Below are 20,515 nucleotides of genomic sequence, written 5' to 3' on the forward strand. Positions count from 1 at the left end.
GGCGCGATTTACTTAACGCGTTTGTTGCGCATCGCGATCAGCTTCAGGCGCAGCGCGTTCAACTGGATGAAGCCGGCGGCGTCGGTCTGGTCATAGGCGCCCATGTCCTCTTCAAACGTCACGTGCTCTTCCGAATACAGCGAGTGATCCGACCAGCGGCCAACAACGCGGGCCAGACCTTTGTACAGCTTCATGCGGACGGTTCCGGTGACGTGATCCTGGCTTGCGTCGATGGCAGCTTGTAGCATTTCACGCTCGGGCGAGAACCAATAGCCGTTGTAGATCAGTTCGGCATATTTCGGCATCAGCTCGTCTTTCAGATGCATCGCACCGCGGTCCATGGTGATGGATTCGATGCCGCGACGGGCGTCCAGAAGGATGGTGCCGCCGGGGGTCTCGTAGATCCCACGCGATTTCATGCCAACATAGCGACCTTCGACCAGATCCAGACGGCCAATGCCGTGCTTGCGACCGTATTCGTTCAGCTCGGTCAGGATGGTCGCGGGCGACATTTTTTCGCCGTTGATGCCAACAGGATCGCCTTTTTCGAACTCGATCTCGATGAACTCGGGCGTGTTGGGCGCATCCTCGGGGTGCACGGTGCGCTGGTAAACGTAGTCCGGTGCATCCTCGGCCGGGTCTTCCAAAACCTTCCCTTCAGACGAAGTGTGCAGCAGGTTCGCATCGACCGAGAACGGAGCCTCGCCACGTTTGTCCTTAGCAATCGGAATCTGGTTCTGCTCGGCGAATTCCAGCAGCTTGGTGCGCGAGCCAAGATCCCATTCGCGCCACGGGGCAATCACGACGATTTCTGGGTTCAGCGCATAAGCGGCCAGTTCAAAGCGCACCTGATCGTTTCCCTTGCCGGTCGCGCCGTGGGAAACCGCATCGGCACCGTGTTGGGCTGCAATTTCGACCAACCGCTTCGAAATCAACGGACGTGCGATCGAGGTGCCCAGCAGGTACAGGCCTTCATATTGCGCATTGGCGCGGAACATTGGGAAGACATAGTCGCGCACAAATTCTTCGCGCAGGTCTTCAATGTGAATGTTCTCGGGCTTAATGCCCAGCATCTCGGCTTTCTTGCGCGCGGGCTCCAGTTCTTCGCCCTGACCAAGGTCAGCGGTGAAGGTGATCACTTCACAGCCATATTCGGTCTGCAGCCATTTCAGAATGATCGAGGTATCAAGGCCGCCGGAATAGGCCAGAACAACTTTCTTCGGCGCGGCTTGCGGCGCGGTGTTGGACGTGATCATCATTTTCCCTTTCACGAGGTATCGCACGGTGAAAAACGGCGATGTTACCGGGCGATTATCCTTTATTTAAAGGCAGGGCAAGCCTTGCGTGGTGTTGGGGCGGCTACTTGTGGTTGAACGGCGGCCCGTTCTGTGATTTTCAAGCCAAAAGCATTGTGAGTAGCGGGTATTATGACCGGAACAGAATTGTTTAAGCACGCATTCGGAATGATCGAGCGTAACTTTGGAACGGCATTGCAGATTTCGGCTGTGTTGTTTGTGGTTTCTCTGATCCTTCAGTTTGTACCCTCGGTTTTGGGTATGACCGATTTCACACTGATGTTCGGCCTAGGAATGGCGTCATATCTGGCCCTTACGTATCTGCCCTCGCTTGTTGCGATGATCCTTGGTGCTTGGGTGGCTGTCGCATGGCACCGTTATGTGCTGCTTGAGGAAAATCCGGGCGGGTGGATCCCGATCTTTCATGGGCGCGAGGTCCAGAACTATGTCCTCTGGATGATCCTTCTGTTCTTGATCTACGCTTTGATGTTGATTCCGATTTTTCTTGTCGGCGGTCTTGCGATTCCGGGAATTGAAAGCGGTAGAAATCCGTCGGCGTTGGGGATCACTCTGTTTGTGGTTCTCTTTCTTGTGACCATCACCGTGGCGGTAATCGTCTTTACGCGCCTATCAACTTGCCTTGTCGCGCGGGCTGTGTCCCAACCTCTAAGCCTTAGCGAGGCTTGGAGTGCCACCCGGGAATCAATTGGGCCTATCGTTATCTGTATGCTGATCATGATGGGTGTCATGATCGCGTTCGGTGCAATCGTCAGCATTCTGGTGTTCGTGATTGGCTCCGTGGGAATGATCGTCGCTATCCCGTTTTACCTACTATTCACTTGGGCCCTGATGTTCTTTCATATCAGCTTGATGACCACGCTTTATGGACACTATGTCGAAGGGCGCGGGCTGGTCGCCTAACGAAATCCGCCTTGCCAACAGGCGATGCTTTGGGTCACACATCCCATATGAGCGATTTTCTGAAACGAGCCCGCGTGGCTGAACAGCAGATGCGGGCGCTTTTCCCCGCGACGCCACTTCAACGTAACGACCACCTGTCCGCCCAGTATGGCGCCGATATTTGGTTGAAGCGTGAAGACCTTACCCCTGTGCGCAGTTATAAAATTCGTGGCGCGTTGAATGCGATGGGCAAGGCGCTGGCGGCCGACCCGGCGCGTGATTTGTTTGTCTGCGCGTCTGCCGGCAATCACGCGCAAGGCGTGGCCTATACCAGTCGCCACTTTGGTGTGCGTGGTGTGATCTTCATGCCGGTCACGACGCCTCAGCAAAAAATCGAGAAAACGCGCATTTTCGGCGGGGATAGTATCGAAATTCGGCTGGTCGGCGACTATTTCGACGACACTCTGAAAGCTGCTCAGGAATATTGCGAGGCCGAAGGTGGTCATTTCCTGTCGCCTTTTGACGATGCGGATGTGATTGAAGGCCAAGCCAGTGTCGCTGCCGAAATCGTATCGCAGCTTGGGCGCGCGCCGGATCTGGTTATCTTGCCTGTGGGGGGCGGCGGCCTTTCGTCTGGAATCACCAAATATCTTGGCGAAACCGCCCCCGAAACCGCTCTGCGCTATGTCGAACCTGCTGGTGGTGCCAGTTTAAGCGCAGCTTTGGAAGAAGGTCAGCCGGTGGCGCTGGACTATGTGGACAACTTTGTCGACGGCGCCGCCGTGGCGCGGATTGGCGCTATGACATTCGAGGTCCTGAAAGATGTCGATCCGGCCCATGTGCTGTCAGCGCCCGAGGATCGAATCTGCCTGACAATTCTGGACATGCTGAACGTCGAAGGTGTGGTTTTGGAACCCGCCGGTGCGCTGTCGATTGATGCCCTGAAAGACCTTACGGACGAAATTCGGGGCAAGACTGTGGTTTGCGTGACCTCTGGCGGGAATTTTGACTTCGAACGCCTGCCGGACGTCAAAGAACGCGCGCAGCGGTTTGCTGGGCTGAAGAAGTATTTCTTGCTGCGCCTGCCACAACGCCCAGGTGCACTGAAGGACTTTCTTCAAATCCTTGGCCCGGACGACAACATTGCTCGGTTCGAATACATGAAGAAAAGCGCACGCAATTTTGGTTCGGTTCTACTGGGTATTGAAACCAACCGACCCGAAAATTTCGAAGCGCTTGAACAGCGACTGGAAGAGCACGGCTTTGGCTTCTCGGACATTACGAATGACGAAACCATCGCCGAGTTCGTGGTCTAGCAGTTCGCCAAAAACTCGGTCTTGGATTGGTCATAGGTGGTGAAAATCGGCTCTAATTTGATCTGGCCACTATACCCTTCTGCCGCAGTTTTTTCGTTCTGCCTACAGATGTCAGACAGATCACGAAATCCAAGGTTCAAGGCTGATCCCTTTAGGAAATGCATGTCTTGTTCGTAAAGCGACGGATCGGGGTTGGTTTTCAGTCGTGCGATCACTTCGTCCACTTCTTCCAAGAAGATCTCGGCCACTTCGCCAAAATCTTCCTCTCCTATTTCTTCTTTCAGTTCGTTCACGCGGCTCCAGTCGATCATGGGCACCTCCTGCTTGTCCGTGGCCAGCCTGCAGTCTTTCGATTAACATATTGTTATGGTGATAAATTTAGAGAAATTCTGGCTTTAAAGACCTGTTAAAGTCAGTGCCCTAAAACTGATCCGGGACGTAGTTTGATTGCAGAGTTTTGGAGCAGTCTTGGGTGTAGCAAAGCCACATATGACCGAAGAGATCGGCTTGGATATCGCACAAGGGGAAGCGGTTCGGCCTGAGTCCATACAGCGGATACTGGTGGTGGATGACAGTCGCGCCCAGCGCAGTCTGATGTCCAGATCCCTAGCAAAACAGGGATATACTGTTGCCGAAGCCGGATCAGGGATCGAAGCGCTTAGAATGTTCGCCGCGCAGGAATTCGACCTGATTCTCAGTGATTGGATTATGCCGGGAATGGATGGGCTGGACCTGTGCAAGGCGATTCGCTCGCAAACGGACCGAGGCTATGTTTATTTCATTTTGCTGACGTCGAAGTCCGAAAAGGATGCCGTTGCGCGTGGGTTGGATGTCGGTGCGGACGACTATTTGGCGAAACCGTTTAACCCCGATGAATTAAGGGCACGTATCGCTGCGGGTGGCCGCATCCTGTCGATGGAACGGGAGCTTCAGGAAACCAATCGGCTTGTGTCTTCGGCCTTGGCGGAATTGAAGACACTTTATGATTCGTTGGATCGGGATCTGGTCGAGGCCCGGAAAATGCAGCAATCCCTTGTGCGTGAATCCTTCCGCGACTGGGGCCGCGCTGAGGTGTCATTGATGCTGAAGCCTTGTGGGCACGTGGGTGGTGATCTGGTCGGCTATTTTGACGCGGGCAAGGATCATATTGCGTTCTATTCGATTGATGTGTCTGGGCACGGTATCGCCTCGGCTTTGCTGACCGCGCGGCTGGCGTCATATCTGTCCGAAGGTTTGCCCACGCACAATATTGCGCTGATCGAGAGGGAAGACGGAAACCATCGCCGTCAACCACCCGAATTGGTCGCAGCACAGCTGAACACGCTTTTGACCAAAGATATGCTGTCCGAACATTACTTCACCATGTTGTTTGGGTATGTAGATATGAGCACAGGTCGGGTCGAGTTCGCCCAATGCGGCCATCCAAACGCAGTGGTTCTGAACCGGTCCGGTCGGGCGCATTTCATTGGGGAAGGTGGCATGCCAATTGGTCTGATATCGGCCGCCGAGTTCGAGCGTCAAAGTCTGAAACTTCAACCCGGCGAGCGGTTGCTGTTCTATTCGGACGGGTTTACCGAATGTGAAGACACAGAAGGAAATCAGATTGAAGAACAGGGGTTTGGTGAGATTCTAGAGAAGAACAGCAGCCTGACAAACGACATGTTGTTCGACGCAATGGTTTGGGATCTGGATAGCTTCGCAGGCGGGCAAGAATTCGGCGATGATTTGTCCTGTGTGATGCTGACCTACAAATCCAGAGCATAGTTTTCCATGAAATGCCGATCCCCCGCGTTGTGCAGGATACCCGCGGCGGTGCGTGCGTCGCTCCAAATCTCTGAGTGATCTGGCTCGATCGGCGCGCGGATGCGCCGAACTGGAGTGGCTAGAAAGATGTGACAGATCTTTTCGGCCCACATGTCGTATTCAGGCATGAAGGTGAACCGGCGATACACGCCCAGCCGCACCGGGTTACGAATTCTCCAACCGGTCTCCTCGATAACTTCACGGTGCAAGGCGGCAATCGGGCTTTCACCAGGGTCTATACCGCCACCCGGTAGTTGGTATTCATCGTAAGAGCCGCCCTGATGGGTGATCAGTACTTCTTGGCCAGATGCTAGGATCGCATAGGCCCCGGGACGCGGGGTATAATGCTGATTTCGCAACTTTGGTGCGCCAAATCTTCGGATCATCCCTTTTCCATTCGGTTGCTGCCACCATATAGACGCGGTATGCCAAGCTGAACGCCGATAGGAAACCCCGATGACTCTTGGATCTCAAATCGCATGGGATGACACCATTCTGCCATTCCAACTGGACAACAGCGACGTCCGTGGTCGCCTTCTGCGCCTCGACGGGGCGCTGGACACGATCCTGTCCCAACACAATTACCCCCCCGCGATTGAAGCGCTGGTGGCCGAAGCCGCTATGCTGACCGCGATGATCGGGCAGACCATCAAGCAAAGCTGGAAGCTGTCGTTGCAAATTCGCGGCGATGGTCCGGCTCGTTTGATTGCCACCGATTACTATGCACCGAAAGTGGCCGGCGAGCCCGCCGAAATTCGCGCCTATGCCAGCTATGATGAAGAGCGTCTGGATCCCACGGGCCCCAGCTTTCCACAGATTGGCAAAGGGATCTTCGCGATCCTGATCCAGCAAAAGGAAGGCCAGCAGCCCTATAAGGGCATGACGCCCCTTGTCGGGAATTCGCTGTCTGACTGCGCGCAGGCCTACTTTGCTCAGTCCGAGCAATTGCCGACTCGCTTCCACTTGACCTTTGGCAAATCGGTCTGGGCCGGTGGGCAGGAAGGCTGGCGGGCTGGTGGCGTGATGCTACAGCACATGCCTAAATCCTCGCCTCATGTGACGGGCGAAGGCGGGTCTGGTGAAGGTGGGCTTCTAGCTCCGGGCGATCTGCTGTCTGATGACGACGCTGAAAACTGGAACCGCGCCAACATATTGCTGGATTCGGTGGAAGAGTTGGAGCTGGTCGGCCCCTCGGTTCAACCGACCGACCTGCTTGTGCGCCTGTTCCACGAAGAAGCGCCGCGCGTCTATGATCCGCAGCCGGTTAAATTCGGCTGCCCTTGTTCCGAAGAACGCGTGCGTGAAAGTCTGTCGATCTATTCGGAGCGAGACATTGGTCACATGATCAATGACGAAGGCCGCGTCACCGCAGATTGTCAGTTCTGCGGCGCACATTACGATCTGGATCCGGCCACGGTTGGCAAGGATGCAAAGGGTGTGGATGGTGACGGCGCCTGAGCAAATCGCGCGCCTTCGGGATGCCCTGTCCCTTCCGGGGGCGGGCAGTTCTGATTTTGACTTGTCGCCCGGCGTAAAGCCGTTGGCCGGGCGGAAACTGCGACCGGCTGGCGTTTTGATGCCCTTTGTCGAAAGCCGAACCGGGCTGGAATTGGTTCTGACCAAAAGGTCCTCGGCGTTGAAGCATCACCCAGGGCAAATCTCGTTTCCGGGTGGGAAACGGGACGAGTCAGACACTGATATTGTCGAAACTGCCCTTCGAGAAGCAGACGAAGAAATTGGTTTAAACCCTGCTAAGGTCGAGGTTCTTGGCCAGCTGCCTGCCCATGAAACCGTCACCGGGTTCACCGTGACCCCAGTTTTGGGCTTGGTGGCGACCGACTTCACGCCGGTGGTCGAGCCCGGTGAGGTCGAAGAAGCCTTCCGTGTGCCGTTTGATCACGTCACGGACCTTGCAAAGTTCAGCAAACAAGGGCGGTTTTGGCAGGGGCAAATGCGCTGGTACGAAACTGTGCCGCTTGGCCCCTACTACATCTGGGGTGCGACTGCGCGAATGCTGCGCGGGCTGGCTGAAAGGTTAGCGCAATGACACGTATTCAGGGCGCGTGGATTAACGACCCCGGCGCACAACGCGTCTGCGCCTTGCTAACGGATGCCGGGTATCAGGTCTTTTTCGTGGGTGGATGTGTTCGGAACGACTTGCTCGGGGTCGGGATATCGGATCTGGATATGTGCACGGATGCGCTGCCGCTTCGCGTGATGGAACTGGCCGAAGAGGCCGGGCTGCGCGTGCTGCCCACCGGTATCGACCACGGCACGGTCACGATTGTGATTGATCACGAACCTTACGAGATCACGACATTCCGCAAAGATGTCCAGACTGATGGCCGCCGCGCAGTTGTGGCGTTTTCGTATCGGATCGAAGATGACGCTAGGCGTCGCGACTTCACCATGAACGCATTGTATGCCGATCCGGCAGGGCAGGTCTTTGACCCATTGGGCGGACTTCCGGATCTGAACGCCCGCCGGGTGCGGTTCATTGATGATGCGGGTGAACGGATCCGCGAAGATTATCTTCGTACCCTGCGCTTCTTTCGTTTCCACGCGTGGTATGGGGACGAAGGCAAAGGGATTGACCCAGATGGCTTGGCCGCCTGCTCCGCAAATTTAGATGGATTAGAGACGCTTTCGAAAGAACGTGTCGGTACAGAGACGTTGAGAATTCTAACTGCACCTGATCCTGCGCCAGCCATGGCGGCGATGGCACAATCTGGAGTTTTGGCGCGGATCTTGCCCGGTGCGGATGCGTCGAAATTGGCTGTTCTAGTGCATCTTGAAGCAGGTCTGGCCCCAGATCCTTTGCGGCGATTGGCGTTGCTAGGAGGGCAAGATGTGGCGAAGGCGCTGCGGTTGTCCAAGAGGGATGCAAAACGGCTGGACGATTTGCGCGACGGGATGGCGTCAACCGCAGGCGCAGGAGAGCTTGCCTATCGTTTAAATGCCGATGATGCCCGCAATATCGCCCTTATACGCGCAGCTTTGTTCGAGACCGCGTTGTCAGATGAATTGGATCAGCAGATCGAAACCGGAGCTGCCGCCAAGTTCCCCATCAAGCCCGCTGACCTGATGCCCGACCACTCCGGCCCAGCGTTAGGCGCGCGCTTGCGAACGCTGGAAGCGCAGTGGATCGCATCTGGCTTTTCTCTGACGCGCGAGGAGCTGCTGAAATGAGTGACGTGACCCACACAATTACCCGGCTGGGCCATCTGGGCGACGGGATCGCAGATGGGCCGATTTTCGCGGCCCGCACCCTGCCCGGCGAGGTTATCCGGGGCGACGTGACGGGTGACCGGATTGAGGCGCCAAAGATCATCACGCCTTCATCCAATCGGGTGAAAGCAGCTTGCGCGCATTACAACAGTTGTGGGGGCTGTGCGTTGATGCATGCCTCGGACGATTTTGTGGCCAGGTGGAAGACCGAGATTGTGCAAAATGCACTGACCTCTCATGGAATAGAGACTGATTTTAGACCCATCCACACCTCTCCAGTACGGTCCAGGCGCCGCGCTGTTTTGTCTGCGAAACGCGGGAAGAAAGCGCCGATTGTTGGGTTTCATGGCCGCCGTTCAGGCACGATTACCGAGATTTCTGACTGTCACCTGATCCATCCCGAGATCCTGCACGCCCTACCCGCGCTAGTCGAGCTGACTTCGATTGGTGGGTCGCGCAAGGGTGAACTGTCGATCAACGCCACAGTCTCGGATGCAGGGCTGGATGTTTCGGTCACCGGGGGTAAGCCGTTGGATCGCGACCTTCAGTCGGAACTTGGACAGGCGGTCCACCGTTTCGGGTTCGCGCGCCTGTCTTGGGATGGCGAGGTGATTGCGATGGAAACGCCACCGAGCCAGGTTTTCGGAGCTGCCGCCATCACACCCCCGCCGGGCGCGTTCCTGCAAGCCACACGCGAAGGCGAAGCTGCCTTGTTGTCTTCTGTTCGTGAGGCGGTTGAGGGTGCGGATCACATTGTTGATCTGTTCGCAGGTTGCGGCACGTTTTCATTGCCTCTGGCGGAGAATGCAGTCGTTCACGCTGTCGAAGGTGTGGACAGCATGTTGAAGGCGCTGGATGCAGGCTGGCGGCACGCCAAAGGCCTGCGCGAAATCACGACCGAGACCCGAGACCTGTTCAGAAACCCTTTATACGCCGAAGATCTTGCACGCTTCGACGCGGCCGTCATCGATCCGCCGCGTGCCGGGGCCGAAGCGCAGATTCAACAGATCGCAGCCTCGGACTTGTCGATCGTGGCTATGGTATCCTGCAACGCGGTCAGTTTCGCGCGGGACGCCAAGATTTTGCTTGATGCGGGGTTCGAGATGGATTGGATACAGGTTGTGGATCAGTTTCGCTGGTCAACACATACTGAACAGGTGGCAAGTTTCCGGCGTCGGTAAGCCGGAATTTGCACCATTTGATCTGTCGGGTTGGATAGGGTTTCAGTTGCCCGGTGAGCGCGTTAACATGTGGCAAACAAAATGTACGGGTGAAAAATGAGAACCGTCGTCGCAATCGCTGCAGTGCTTGCCCTTTTATTTACCGCCTCGTGCGGAGAGAAACGTCACCAATATGATGGCCCCGAGGTCACGCGAATCGTTGTGAACAAGAGTGATCGCAGGATGTACCTTCTGCACGGGACCGAGATCCTGAAATCCTATGACATTGAACTGGGCTTCGCCCCAGATGGCCATAAGCAGTTTGAAGGCGATGGGAAGACGCCCGAGGGACGCTATGTCATTGATCGCCGCAATCCCAAAAGCTCGTTCTATCTGTCCATCGGCATTTCATATCCGAACCGCGCGGATGTGGAATACGCAAGGGCGAATGGCAAAAAGCCGGGGGGCGAGATCTTTATTCATGGCGAGCGTCGGCCCCATGACCGGAAAGGGCCAGATTGGACGGCTGGCTGCATCTCGGTCGATAATGACGAGATGATCGAGATCTTTACGATGGTCCGGTTGGGCACCGTTATAGACATCAACCCCTAATGCAAAAGACCCGCCAGTCAGGCGGGTCTTTCGTTCTTTCCAGCGGCTTGGGTTACGCGCCTACGTCCAATACCCACCAGATCTTGCCGTTGCGTTCCTGATACCAAGCAAAGCCCATATTGCGTGCACGTGGGTCCATCAGGACACGGCGTGTATTGGGATCTGCGACCCACGCGGACAGGGTCTGAAGCTCGCTTTCGAAGGTTTCGGAAAGCATCTGGCCGATATAGCGACCTGAATATCCAACGCGTTGGGCGCGATCCAATGGCGACGACCCGTCCGATCCGAAATGCCACGGGCGGTTTTGTACCGACATATCTTTCGCGTGAGTTTTTGAGGCGGCCGTCAATTGGCTGTTCAGCTGCAGCTGCCCAACACCTGCTGCGGCCCGAAGCTCGTTCACTGAATCCAGCATCCGATACTGGATGGTCGAGGTCTTCGCGGCCGAAATCCGATACACTTTGACGCCATTCCCTGTAGTCGTCGTGCCGGTTGTACAGGCTGCCAATGTGGTTGCTGTGGCCAATGCCAACAAAATCGCGCGCATTTGTATCTCACCAATAAAACGTGTTTCACTATTCCTCTATAGACAGAATTCGTTGAATTCAAACCACAGGCGCGTGATATTGCCTATTTCACAGCTGTTTGAATTGCGACTGATGCCTTCGCGCAATATAGAGACGATGAATAGACGTGAATTTCTTTGGAGTGGCGACATGAGTGACAAGACAGGATTGAAAATCGGACGCCGCGCGTTTCTAAGCGGAGCTGCTGCTGTTGCAGGCGGTGTGGCAACACCTGCTATCGCGCAATTTGACGACTCGACCGAAGTTGAACGCGATCTGACCGAGGTGGTTAAACGCAATATTTCCAGCTTTCGGACGCTGGACTGGCAACCCTATTTCAACAATACGCGCAATGGTGTGATCCTGGTGGATATCAGCTCGCGCTGTTTGCATTATTGGTCGGAGGATCAGTCGACCTATCGTCTCTATCCAACCTCAGTTCCGCTGAGCGAAGACCTGACCCGCCGTGGCCGCACCAGCGTGATCCGCAAGGTGGAAGGCCCGTCTTGGGCGCCAACCCCGGCGATGCGGAAACGCAACCCCGAATGGCCCGCTTTTGTCGGCCCCGGCCCGGACAACCCGCTGGGTACCCATGCGTTGTATCTGGGGTGGAAGTACTATCGTATCCACGGCACCCACGACACGCGTAAGATTGGGCGCCAGTCGTCGAACGGCTGCATTGGCCTTTATAACGAACATATCGCCGAGCTTTTCGCTCTGACAAGGAACGGCGCGCAGGTTCTGTTGATCTGACCGCGGATCGCACCGGAAACAAAAAAGCCCCGCAATTTGCGGGGCTTTTCTTTTGGCACCGTGCCGGGATCAGACGCTTTCGTCGATCCACGACTGAAGGGCAGCCTTGGGTGCTGCGCCAGTTTTGTTCGAGATCACCTGACCGTCTTTGAACATGAACAGCGCCGGAATGCCGCGTACGCCCATCTGAGCGGGCGAATTCGGGTTTTCGTCCACGTTTACTTTCACGATTTTGACCTTGCCTTCATATTCGGCCGACAGCTCTTCCAAAGCTGGTCCGATCTGTTTGCAAGGGCCACACCATTCGGCCCAAAAATCTACAACGACGGGGACATCCGAGTTGCGGACTTCTTCGTCAAAGGTGGCATCGGTGACAGCGACGGTTGCCATTAGCATTCTCCTGAAATTTTGGTTGTTCAGAACCTAGGTAGCCAAGCCTCCAGCGTCAAGGCGACCAAACGCGTCATCGACAAGTTGGTCGCCCAGAGGCATCAGCTCGCGCGTTTGTGTCCATAGGATCGCCGTGCGGACCGGGTGGCCGGGGTAAATCGTGCGCAGCACCCAGCGATAAGCCCCCATCTGGCGTAACAGCCCTTCGGGGGTTTGGTCGGGTCGATCCGGAGTGACACGGTTCGATTTGAAGTCTACCGCCAGCACGTATTCGTCGGTGACAATCAATCGGTCGATATAGCCATGCAGGATCTGGTCGGGCGCGTCAGGAAGGTGCCCGGTGATCGGGGCCTCGGCAATGCTGTGCGCGTCAAACAGGTGGGTCAAGTCTGGGTCGGTCAGAAGGGCTGCAACTTCGTCGGTCAAGCTGCGGATAAGCGTGGGTTCGGCATGATCTGGGCCATTAGACAGCAAATACTCAGCCATCGTTCGCCAGCTTTCAGGCGCGGCGCTAGGCAGGTGTTCCAGCAACAGGTGAATCTGCCGCCCACGTACCAGCGGGTCTTGCGAACCCGCCAGCTCGGCTTCGCCGGGCAAAGCTTTGACCCCACCCAGATCAGACGGTGAAAGCGGCTTCGGCACGTTGATTGGAAGCGACACGTCAGCGCCTAACCAATCAGGCAAGTTCGTCTCTTTTGCGTCGGACGTGGCTGGATCATTTAAACCTGCATCGGGCCAAATGCCCGTGGCAAACCGCTTGCCCGAACCAGTCGGGAAGTCGCAATCAGCCCCGCCTGCCTTCTCCATCGCGGTTTCGCAAATGCGATACAATCCGGTGTCAGCTTTCCCAAGGTCGCCTGCGGCGGACAGTATCAACCATTGCTCGGCACGGGTCATGGCGACATACAGAAGACGCGTGCGTTCTTCGATCTCGGCCTCTTTCAGACTTTCAGATACGTCCTCGATGGCCACGGTCCGGTCCGCCTTTGCTGGGAACCAAAACGGCTGATTTGGCGACAGCTTCCCGATCTGAGGCATGTCCGAGGCATTTCGCTTTGCCAGATCCGGCAACAAAACAATTGGCGCTTCCAGCCCTTTCGAGCCATGGATCGTCATGACCCGCACAAGATGCCCCTTGCTGTCCACCTGTCGCTTGATCGTGATGTCACCGGTCTCGAGCCACGAGATAAAACCCGTCAAGCTAGGGATCTCAAGCCGCTCGTAATTCATCGCCTGATGCAGAAGCGCGTCGATGCCGTCTTCCGCCTCTTGCCCCAGCCGTGCGAGCAGTTTTTTGCGGCCGTCATGGCGGGTTAGGATACGCTCCAACAGCTCGTACGGTCGCAGGAAATCCGAGCGGTCGCGCAGGTCGTGAAGTGTCTCTAACGTTGCGGAATATAGCGCTGGCTGGTCTGACAGCGCGCGCCAAAGGAATGTCTTCTCTCCGCGATAGTGGGCCAGTCGGAACAGGTCATCTTCGCTCCATTCGAACAATGGCGAACGCAATACCGTCGCCAGAGATAGGTCATCCTCGGGCGTCGCAAGGAAGGACAGGAGCGCGGTCAAATCCTTCACCGCAAGCTCGGCCCCGATGCGCAATTGGTCTGCGCCGGCAATGGGTATGTCGCGCGCTTTGCAGGCGCGGATTAGCTCGTGAAACAGTTCGCTGCGAGAGCGTACCAGCACCAGAATATCGCCTGGATCGACCGGGCGCGAACCGCCTTTATCGTCGGGCAGACGCTCTTCGCGGATCATCCGCTGGATTTCATCCGCCAGATGGTCCGCCAACTGAACCTTATGATCACGGGGCGAGGGTCTGTCGACTGGGTCGTTCCAGTCCCGGTCTTCCTCGTGCTTTACGGGTTCGATTGCTGGCCACAGGTCCACGCGTCCGGGCTTGTCTGCAAAGAACGCGCGGTGTTTGAATCCTCCACCCAAGCCAGAAAGCCCGTCCAGAGCCATGTCCACGAAGCCCAGAACGGCAGGCGAAGACCGGAACGAGTACTCCAGCGGCTGAACTGCCAGCGCCCGCCCGACCTGTTGCAAACGGTCCGCGAAACTGTGTTGCATCCTTTGAAACTCGGCTGGTTCTGCGCCTTGGAAGGAATAAATCGACTGTTTCGGGTCGCCGACCACGAAAATCGTTCGCTCGACATCATCGCGTGCGCCGGATCCGGTGGTGAACTCACGCGCAAGGCTGTCGATCACGCGCCACTGCACGGGGCTGGTGTCCTGCGCTTCGTCGACCAAAATGTGGTCGATGCCACCGTCCAGTTTGAACAGGACCCAAGCGGCAACCGAGGGGTCGGTCAACAGCCCTCCAGCTTTCAGGATCAGATCGTCGAAATCCAACCAACCGCGGGCCAGTTTGGCGGCTTCGTACTCTTGTACGAAGACATGCGCAAAACGATAAAGAACCTGCGTGCGACGCGCATTGTGCAAGGCCAATCTTTTGTGTCGTGCGTCTTCGACGCGCACCATCAAGTCGTTCAGTGAATCCATGATGGGCGCACAGATGCCCGATTGTAACGCTTTGGTCGGAACAGTGCCTATTCTAGCGGAAAATGGGGATGATTGCTTCAGAAGAACCTTTTCGGCCCGAACAAGAAGATCCAGATTGGGCGCGCTAAAATCTGCGCCGTTCAGCATTTCAGCATGCTTGTTGTCTGTCGCGCCACCCGTTCTGAGGCTGGCAACGAGGTCTGACAGTAGCTTCAAGTCTTCCGGCAGAAAACACTCGTCCAGCAGGGCATCCAAACTGTCCCCAGCCGCCAGCCCAAACCAGCCGTCAATCTGCGCCTCTTCCTTGCCATCGGCAAACAACATCCGGGCCGAAGTTATACCTGCCGTCAGCCGCATTAGATCTTCGCCCGTGAACAGGTGTGCCAGATCTTGCACCAACGCTTTATGCGGTCCGCCGCTCATTTGTTCCAGAATGGTTGCACGAAGATCGTTGGCCGCCCGGTCGTCCATTTCGGTGAACTGAGGGGAAACGCCAGCTTCGGTCGGGAAGCGCCGCAGAAGCGAGGCGCAATAAGCGTGGATGGTCTGGATTTTCAACCCGCCCGGTGTTTCGATTGCGCGTGCGAATAGCTGCCGGGCCAATGACAAATCTCGCGTGCCCTCAATGCCAAGCTCGGCCAGCGCCTGGGTCAGGCTGTCATCATCCTTCATTGCCCATTCGCCCAAACGCTGGAACAAACGGTTCTGCATCTCGCTGGCCGCGGCCTTGGTATAGGTCAGGCAAAGGATGTTCTGCGGTGACACGCCGCCCAGCAAAAGCCGCGCCACGCGGTCGGTCAGAACGCGCGTTTTCCCCGACCCCGCATTGGCCGACAACCAGGTCGAGGCCGTCGGATCCGCCGCCCGGATCTGGGCAAGGGTTGCGTCGTTGAACTTCATCGCCCAACCTCCGTCACCACTGGTGTGTCGCTGTCGTCCCATTCACCAAAGCGTGCCAGATGGTCATAGTCGCCGGCAAAACGTTGCATATGCATGGCGCGCCGGGATGTGTATCCTTGAGCGTCGTCATAATAGGCACTAATCAAGCCTAGAAGCTCTTGTTTGACGGCGTCGATATCCGCCCCGGTCAGATCTGTCGACACCTCTTTTTGGGGCGTTAGGCCGATGTAGCTGACCATCGAAATCGGCGACGCATCGATATCGTCAAACCCGCCCACGTCAGCAATCACGGCCTCCAGTAGCAACTGTTTATCAAAGTGCTTCTGCTGTTTTTCGTTCGGAGGCGTCCCGGTCTTATAGTCGTAGATCAGAAGTGATCCGTCTTGATGCCGGTCGATCCGATCAGCCTTGGCGACGAGGATGAAATCGGGATCATCAAATCGTGCATTTCCCCACACTTCGTTGGCTAGATTGTTGGACCAATCACGGCGCGATAGCTCTTGTTGGACGAACCACGGCGCAATCCGGTCAATCCGCGCCTTCCACAAGATACGCGTGGCAAGGTTCGGAACCTGTTCAGCCAAGATTTGGTCTGCGATGTCGCGCAGGCGGGTTTGTTCTTGCGCGGGGTCGGGATTATCTGACAACTCGGCAACGTAGCTCTCGAATACATTGTGCAAAACTGTCCCGCGCATCAGGGCGTCTGACCCACGTAGCAGCGGATCCAAGGCACGCAGGTGCAGCACCTTATCTGCGTAAACCGCAAACGGATCGCGGATCAATTTCGTCACGCCCGTCGCCGAAAGCTTGCGTGGGCGCGCAGAAATCGGGGGAGACGGCGAGGGTCGGCTTTCTGGCGGTACAATCTTGGTAGGTTGGTCAATACGCCGCGCAATTTCCAGCCATTTCGCACCCCGCGTACGCATGTTGTTCAGCGCTTGCTCACCTTCGGCCGACATGCCCGCCATCAGGTTGCAGATGCGGTTAAGCCAACGTGACGGGATGGTTTCGCTGTCTTCGTCTTTAACGGATCGGGTCAAGATGACTTCGTTTGTCGCGATGGCTTGCTGGAAATCATGTGCGGATAGGCCGACCCGACGCTCGGGCAGGGGAAGCCCGACTTGCAACCGCATCTGGCGGTTCAGCCAAGGATCCGGACCGGGCAACTCGGGCCAGATGCCATCGTTTAACCCGGCAAGGATCACACGCTCGGCCCCTTGAACGCGGGCCTCGAGTGTGCCCCAGAACATCACCCCGGGATGGGGTGTGTTCGGGTCGCGAACCTCGCCTTTCGACAGGATAGACCGGAACAGATCGCGATAGGCCAGCGGGGAAAGATCGCCACCGTGTTCAGCATTTTCTGCAAGATTAGAGACTATATCCTGACACATCTGCCCGGCGGCGCGGTTCCATAATTCACCTGTATCATCACCAGTTGGTCCCTGTGCAATAGCCTTGGCCAGTTCAAGGTGGTGCGCCAGAAGATCAGACAGAGGCAAATCGCTGGATATCGGCGCGGCTAGACAAAAATCAGCGACCCACTCAGCCCAAATGGCGCGCGCAGGTTCTTCTTCAAATTTCTTTGCCCACTCCAAAAGCGTCTGCCGGTTTGGAACCGAAGGCAATCCGCGCAAGACTTGAAGCTCCAAATCTCGGGTCCAACGCAGATGATCCCCGCGCGTGCCACCGCCAGTGTTGGTTAACGGATGCTTCAAGAGCGCCAACAGCCGATCAGCTGCCGGATCCTCGCACATCATCATTGTGATTTGGCGTAAGAAACGGCCCGGCGCGGACAAGGCCAGTGGGCGTCCGGCGCTGTCGTCTGGTTCGATACTCCACCGATCCAAAGCAGCCGAAACCTGTCGTGTCAGGTTTCGATCCGGCGTGATTAACGCCGTCTTGATCCCATCTTCAATCGAACACCGCAAAAGCGCTGCAATCGCCAGCGCTTCATCGCGGGGGGTTTTGGCCTCGACCAGTGTTAGGTTCTCTGTCGCCTTGGCGACTTTTTCAAAGCTCCGCCCTTCAACTTGCCATTGGTCCGTCACGGGGGCAGGTCGCAGCGCAAGCGAGATCAGTTTGTTTCGCTCGGGCGCAACTGGATCAAGGTCGGACCAGTTTTGCACATCGGTGCGGGTCAGTTCCAACCGATTGAGAAGCGCGGCGAAGCGGTACTGCGGATGATCTTCTGCCGACATGGCATCGTCCAAATCGGCCCATGTTTGATCTGGCAGGTCCGCGTCAAAGCCGGGCAAGATCAACGCGCCTTGAGGAAGGTTGGCAACTGCTTTCATCAACAGCGCCGTCGTCCCCCTTGACCCTGTTGATCCTGCAATCAGGATTGGGTGATCTGGAGGAGATGCCCTCCACCCCTCGATGATCTTTTCGACCACCATTCGCTGCCGTGTTTCGGCATCCGGTGCGTGACCTGCATTGGGATCGAAGAACGGATTGATCAGGGACAGAAACCGCAAACTGCGGGCCCAGTGTTCGGACATATCTTGGACGTCAAGCGTCTCTAACACAGCGGGATTTACGCCTTCGCCGTGCATTTCATCCATTAACTTGGCAACACTGTCGGCAAGGTCAAAAGCGGCGCTTTTGGGGGCGAGATCGGGTTCTCTTTCCAAAAGAGCAAGGATCAGCTGGTGCAATTCAAGCTGACGACGCAAAGGGGCGACCGCGGTGGGGATCGAGCTGTCGAGCGGCAGCTGTGCCAGATCGGTGATCAGCCGCAAGCGCGGAACAAAGCCAGGCTCGTCGTCAAACAGCGCACGCACCCGGTTCAGCATACGGCGAGAGTTCACAAAAAGCTCGACCCGCGCCATATCATGTGGTGGGCGATCTTTCATTTGGGCGCGCAGCCCTTGGACCAGTGCTTTGGGAAAATCGACACCCAGAGGTACCCCAAAAACACGCGCGGCGGAGGAGAGGTCAAACATCAGCGCCCCCAAGCATGTTTTCTGCCAGCATGATGCCATCAGGATGCCCGACGTCGCACCACGTGCCACTATAAGTCAGCCCAAACAGGCGATTGCTTTGTCGGATCACATCCCAAACCACGTTCAGCGAAAACGCCTGATCTTCGATCCGCGCAACTGGCGAAGTTTTGATGATCTGGCAGCCAGTATAAACCAGCCCCGGCCCGCGCGTCAGTTGCCCGTCAGCGTCCATGGTGAAGTCACCTTGACCAAGGTGACCGATGGCGTTTTTTGGCGGGACTAGAAGCATCAAAGCGTCCATGCGATCGGGATCCCATGCGCTCAAAAGCATCTGCATCGGATTTGGGCCGGACCAAACCGCATCGGCGTTAAGCGTGAAAATGGAATCCATATTTCGCAAGGTTAGAGCCTGTTTCAGGCCGCCACCGGTCTCAAGAAGCGTATCTTCATGAGAGAACAAGATGTCTCGTTTCGCAAGGTGGGCGTGGATCTGATCTGCAAGATAATGTGTGTTCACTATCACCTCAGCAATGCCGTTTGTGCCGTCCACAATCTCCAATGCGTGATCCAACAGCGGTTTGCCTGCGACCGGGATCATTGGTTTGGGCTGCGCTTCGGTCAAAGGGCCCATCCGGCTACCGCGCCCGGCAGCAAAAATCATCACTGTGTTGGGCATGGCTGTCTTAGCTTCTCAAGGTGGGCATGGTCGGGTTCAGGAAGGATCGCGTTCAGCTGCGCGCGCAGTTTCGCCAGTGGCGGGTGGTTCAGGTCCTCTTGAAGCAGATTCCAGACGCGCGGAATCAGATCAACGTAACGCGGTTTGCCCATTTGTTGCGACAGTCGGGCGAAAATACCAAGGATGCGCAGGTTTCGATGAACGGCAACCATGTGGTATTCGTCTGCAAACGCCTCGCGATCCAAGCCTCGGCGTTTGGCGAATGCAGCTTTGGCCGATTGCGCAAGATCATCCGACACATCGCGGCGTACATCGCGCAGAAATGACACCAGATCATAGCTGGGCAGAGTGTTCGCGGCGTCCTGAAAATCCAACAACCCGACCCGCAACGTGCCTGTACGATCTGGCAACCAATGCAAGTTTTGTGCGTGGAAGTCCCGCAGTGATGTTCGAAGATTGGTCCTGAATGGCTTCAGTGCGTCTTCGATGGCGGCAACCGCCTCTTCCATAATGTTGGTAGGTTGAGGGGCATAGTGCGAAAAGGCCAAGGCGCTGGCACGCGCCATTTGGGGGATGTCATAGTCAGGAACCTGCGCAGGATTGGCATCCAAAACGGTATGAATGGCATCAATAGCGCTGGAATAGAGACTGGTTTCTTGCGATGCGTCTTGTTCAATTAGGGATGCAAAATCGCCATCACCAAAATCTTCCAGCAATATGAAGCCGCTTTGCAGATCCATGGCATAGATACTTGGCGCGGACAGCCCCAAGGCGGTCAGATACTGCGCAATATCGACAAAGGACTGCATGGACCCGCAAGTTCGCGGCGGTGCATCCATTAAGATTGCTGGGTGCCGACCGAGCGACCGGAAGTATCTACGCGCCGAGGCATCCCCGGTCAGCGGTGTGAATGGTGCGTCAGACCAATCTGTTGTTGCCAAAAACGCGTCGCGGCTTTGTGTACGATTGTCACTCATGAAAGGGCCTCTTTAATAAGGGTTTCCCAACGCCCAGATGGGCCGGAAATCTGCACGCGTCGCAGATCGGGATCATCAGACGCTTCGATTGTAGAAAGCTCGATGGTGAGAGCATTTTGTGGGATCAGATCCCCCAGTCGGTCGGGCCATTCGACAAGGCAGATTGCGGTTTCAAATGCGTCGATCAACCCAAGCTCTTCGACCTCGTCGGGATGGGTCAGGCGGTAAAGGTCGGAATGCCAGATTTCGCAGGTCGTGTCGTCATAGGTCTGGATCAGCGTAAAAGTGGGCGAAGGGACGTCTTCGGCCAGCCCATGCGCGGAAAGGCGAGATTGAATCAGCGCGCGCGCAAAGTGGGTTTTGCCAGATCCGATCCCGCCAGACAGCAAAATGACATCGCCGGCGCTTAGTTGCGCGGCAAGTGCGGCGGCAAAGGCGGTGGTTTGATCTGGGGTCGGAAATTCAAGATCAAGGCGAAAGGGATGCGTCATGGGA

At 56.4% G+C, this 20,515-nt stretch carries 19 protein-coding genes; 9 read left to right on the forward strand and 10 right to left on the reverse strand.

Going from position 1 to position 20,515, the window contains the following annotated elements; genetic code table 11:
* Positions 1-8: 8 nt before the first annotated feature.
* A complete protein-coding gene (locus ACXAH3_RS08145) occupies positions 9-1,256 on the reverse strand; it encodes an argininosuccinate synthase (protein WP_474861575.1) in 1,248 nt (415 codons plus the stop codon).
* Between the two features lie 171 nt (positions 1,257-1,427).
* On the opposite strand from ACXAH3_RS08145, the gene ACXAH3_RS08150 reads away from it, so the two are divergent.
* Together ACXAH3_RS08150 and ilvA are read left to right on the forward strand one after the other, a co-directional pair.
* Positions 1,428-2,216 carry a hypothetical protein gene (locus ACXAH3_RS08150; protein ID WP_474861576.1) on the forward strand — a complete coding sequence of 263 codons (789 nt, stop codon included), beginning with the start codon at positions 1,428-1,430 and terminating at the stop codon, positions 2,214-2,216.
* A 47-nt stretch (positions 2,217-2,263) separates the two neighbouring features.
* Positions 2,264-3,511, forward strand: a complete 1,248-nt coding sequence (gene ilvA, locus ACXAH3_RS08155; RefSeq protein WP_474861577.1) for a threonine ammonia-lyase IlvA — start codon at positions 2,264-2,266, stop codon at positions 3,509-3,511.
* Here the strand turns inward: ilvA and ACXAH3_RS08160 are convergent.
* Positions 3,508-3,822, reverse strand: coding sequence for an Hpt domain-containing protein (locus tag ACXAH3_RS08160; RefSeq protein ID WP_474861578.1), 315 nt, complete (start codon positions 3,820-3,822; stop codon positions 3,508-3,510). The two genes, ilvA and ACXAH3_RS08160, sit on opposite strands and share 4 nt — an antisense overlap.
* Positions 3,823-4,000: 178 nt before the next feature.
* Between ACXAH3_RS08160 and ACXAH3_RS08165 the strand changes: the two genes are divergently transcribed.
* Positions 4,001-5,275, forward strand: a complete 1,275-nt coding sequence (locus ACXAH3_RS08165; RefSeq protein WP_474861579.1) for a PP2C family protein-serine/threonine phosphatase — start codon at positions 4,001-4,003, stop codon at positions 5,273-5,275.
* On the opposite strand, the gene ACXAH3_RS08170 is transcribed toward ACXAH3_RS08165, so the two are convergent.
* Positions 5,257-5,700: an NUDIX hydrolase gene (locus ACXAH3_RS08170; protein WP_474861580.1), complete on the reverse strand. Its 444-nt coding sequence runs from the start codon at positions 5,698-5,700 to the stop codon at positions 5,257-5,259. The two genes, ACXAH3_RS08165 and ACXAH3_RS08170, sit on opposite strands and share 19 nt — an antisense overlap.
* 70 nt (positions 5,701-5,770) lie before the next feature.
* Here ACXAH3_RS08170 and hslO point away from each other — a divergent pair, with 70 nt between their 5' ends.
* The 5 genes from hslO to ACXAH3_RS08195 all read left to right on the forward strand — a co-directional run bounded on the left by hslO (position 5,771) and on the right by ACXAH3_RS08195 (position 10,314).
* Entirely contained in the window at positions 5,771-6,772 is a 1,002-nt protein-coding gene (hslO, locus tag ACXAH3_RS08175) for an Hsp33 family molecular chaperone HslO (RefSeq protein ID WP_474861581.1), read from the forward strand.
* Entirely contained in the window at positions 6,756-7,361 is a 606-nt protein-coding gene (locus ACXAH3_RS08180; RefSeq protein WP_474861582.1) for a CoA pyrophosphatase, read from the forward strand. Before hslO ends, ACXAH3_RS08180 begins: the two co-directional genes overlap by 17 nt.
* On the forward strand, positions 7,358-8,503 hold the full coding sequence (locus ACXAH3_RS08185) for a CCA tRNA nucleotidyltransferase (RefSeq protein WP_474861583.1): 1,146 nt from the start codon (positions 7,358-7,360) through the stop codon (positions 8,501-8,503). Before ACXAH3_RS08180 ends, ACXAH3_RS08185 begins: the two co-directional genes overlap by 4 nt.
* Complete coding sequence (locus tag ACXAH3_RS08190) at positions 8,500-9,723, forward strand: class I SAM-dependent RNA methyltransferase (protein WP_474861584.1); 1,224 nt, start codon at positions 8,500-8,502, stop codon at positions 9,721-9,723. Before ACXAH3_RS08185 ends, ACXAH3_RS08190 begins: the two co-directional genes overlap by 4 nt.
* Positions 9,724-9,819: 96 nt before the next feature.
* A complete protein-coding gene (locus ACXAH3_RS08195; RefSeq protein ID WP_474861585.1) occupies positions 9,820-10,314 on the forward strand; it encodes a L,D-transpeptidase family protein in 495 nt (164 codons plus the stop codon).
* A gap of 52 nt (positions 10,315-10,366) precedes the next feature.
* On the opposite strand, the gene dalA is transcribed toward ACXAH3_RS08195, so the two are convergent.
* Entirely contained in the window at positions 10,367-10,861 is a 495-nt protein-coding gene (gene dalA, locus ACXAH3_RS08200; RefSeq protein WP_474861586.1) for a divisome-associated lipoprotein DalA, read from the reverse strand.
* Positions 10,862-11,030: 169 nt separating this feature from the next.
* Between dalA and ACXAH3_RS08205 the strand changes: the two genes are divergently transcribed.
* Positions 11,031-11,633, forward strand: a complete 603-nt coding sequence (locus ACXAH3_RS08205) for a L,D-transpeptidase (protein ID WP_474861587.1) — start codon at positions 11,031-11,033, stop codon at positions 11,631-11,633.
* Between the two features lie 69 nt (positions 11,634-11,702).
* Here ACXAH3_RS08205 and trxA read toward each other — a convergent pair whose 3' ends face one another.
* Genes trxA through tsaE form a run of 6 tightly spaced genes read right to left on the reverse strand, consistent with a single transcriptional unit; the run spans position 11,703 to position 20,511 of the window.
* On the reverse strand, positions 11,703-12,023 hold the full coding sequence (trxA, locus tag ACXAH3_RS08210; RefSeq protein ID WP_474861588.1) for a thioredoxin: 321 nt from the start codon (positions 12,021-12,023) through the stop codon (positions 11,703-11,705).
* A 33-nt stretch (positions 12,024-12,056) separates the two neighbouring features.
* Entirely contained in the window at positions 12,057-15,425 is a 3,369-nt protein-coding gene (addA, locus tag ACXAH3_RS08215; protein WP_474861589.1) for a double-strand break repair helicase AddA, read from the reverse strand.
* On the reverse strand, positions 15,422-18,367 hold the full coding sequence (addB, locus tag ACXAH3_RS08220) for a double-strand break repair protein AddB (RefSeq protein ID WP_474861590.1): 2,946 nt from the start codon (positions 18,365-18,367) through the stop codon (positions 15,422-15,424). Before addB ends, addA begins: the two co-directional genes overlap by 4 nt.
* The gene (locus ACXAH3_RS08225; RefSeq protein ID WP_474861591.1) at positions 18,360-19,043 is read right to left on the reverse strand and encodes a nucleotidyltransferase family protein; all 684 of its coding nucleotides are present in this window, start codon (positions 19,041-19,043) and stop codon (positions 18,360-18,362) included. Before ACXAH3_RS08225 ends, addB begins: the two co-directional genes overlap by 8 nt.
* The gene (locus ACXAH3_RS08230; RefSeq protein WP_474861592.1) at positions 19,028-20,020 is read right to left on the reverse strand and encodes an aminoglycoside phosphotransferase family protein; all 993 of its coding nucleotides are present in this window, start codon (positions 20,018-20,020) and stop codon (positions 19,028-19,030) included. Before ACXAH3_RS08230 ends, ACXAH3_RS08225 begins: the two co-directional genes overlap by 16 nt.
* Complete coding sequence (gene tsaE / locus ACXAH3_RS08235; protein ID WP_474861593.1) at positions 20,017-20,511, reverse strand: tRNA (adenosine(37)-N6)-threonylcarbamoyltransferase complex ATPase subunit type 1 TsaE; 495 nt, start codon at positions 20,509-20,511, stop codon at positions 20,017-20,019. The genes ACXAH3_RS08230 and tsaE overlap by 4 nt, the downstream gene beginning before the upstream one ends.
* Positions 20,512-20,515: the final 4 nt, after the last annotated feature.

Source organism: Aliiroseovarius sp. ABM4_368 (assembly GCF_056161205.1).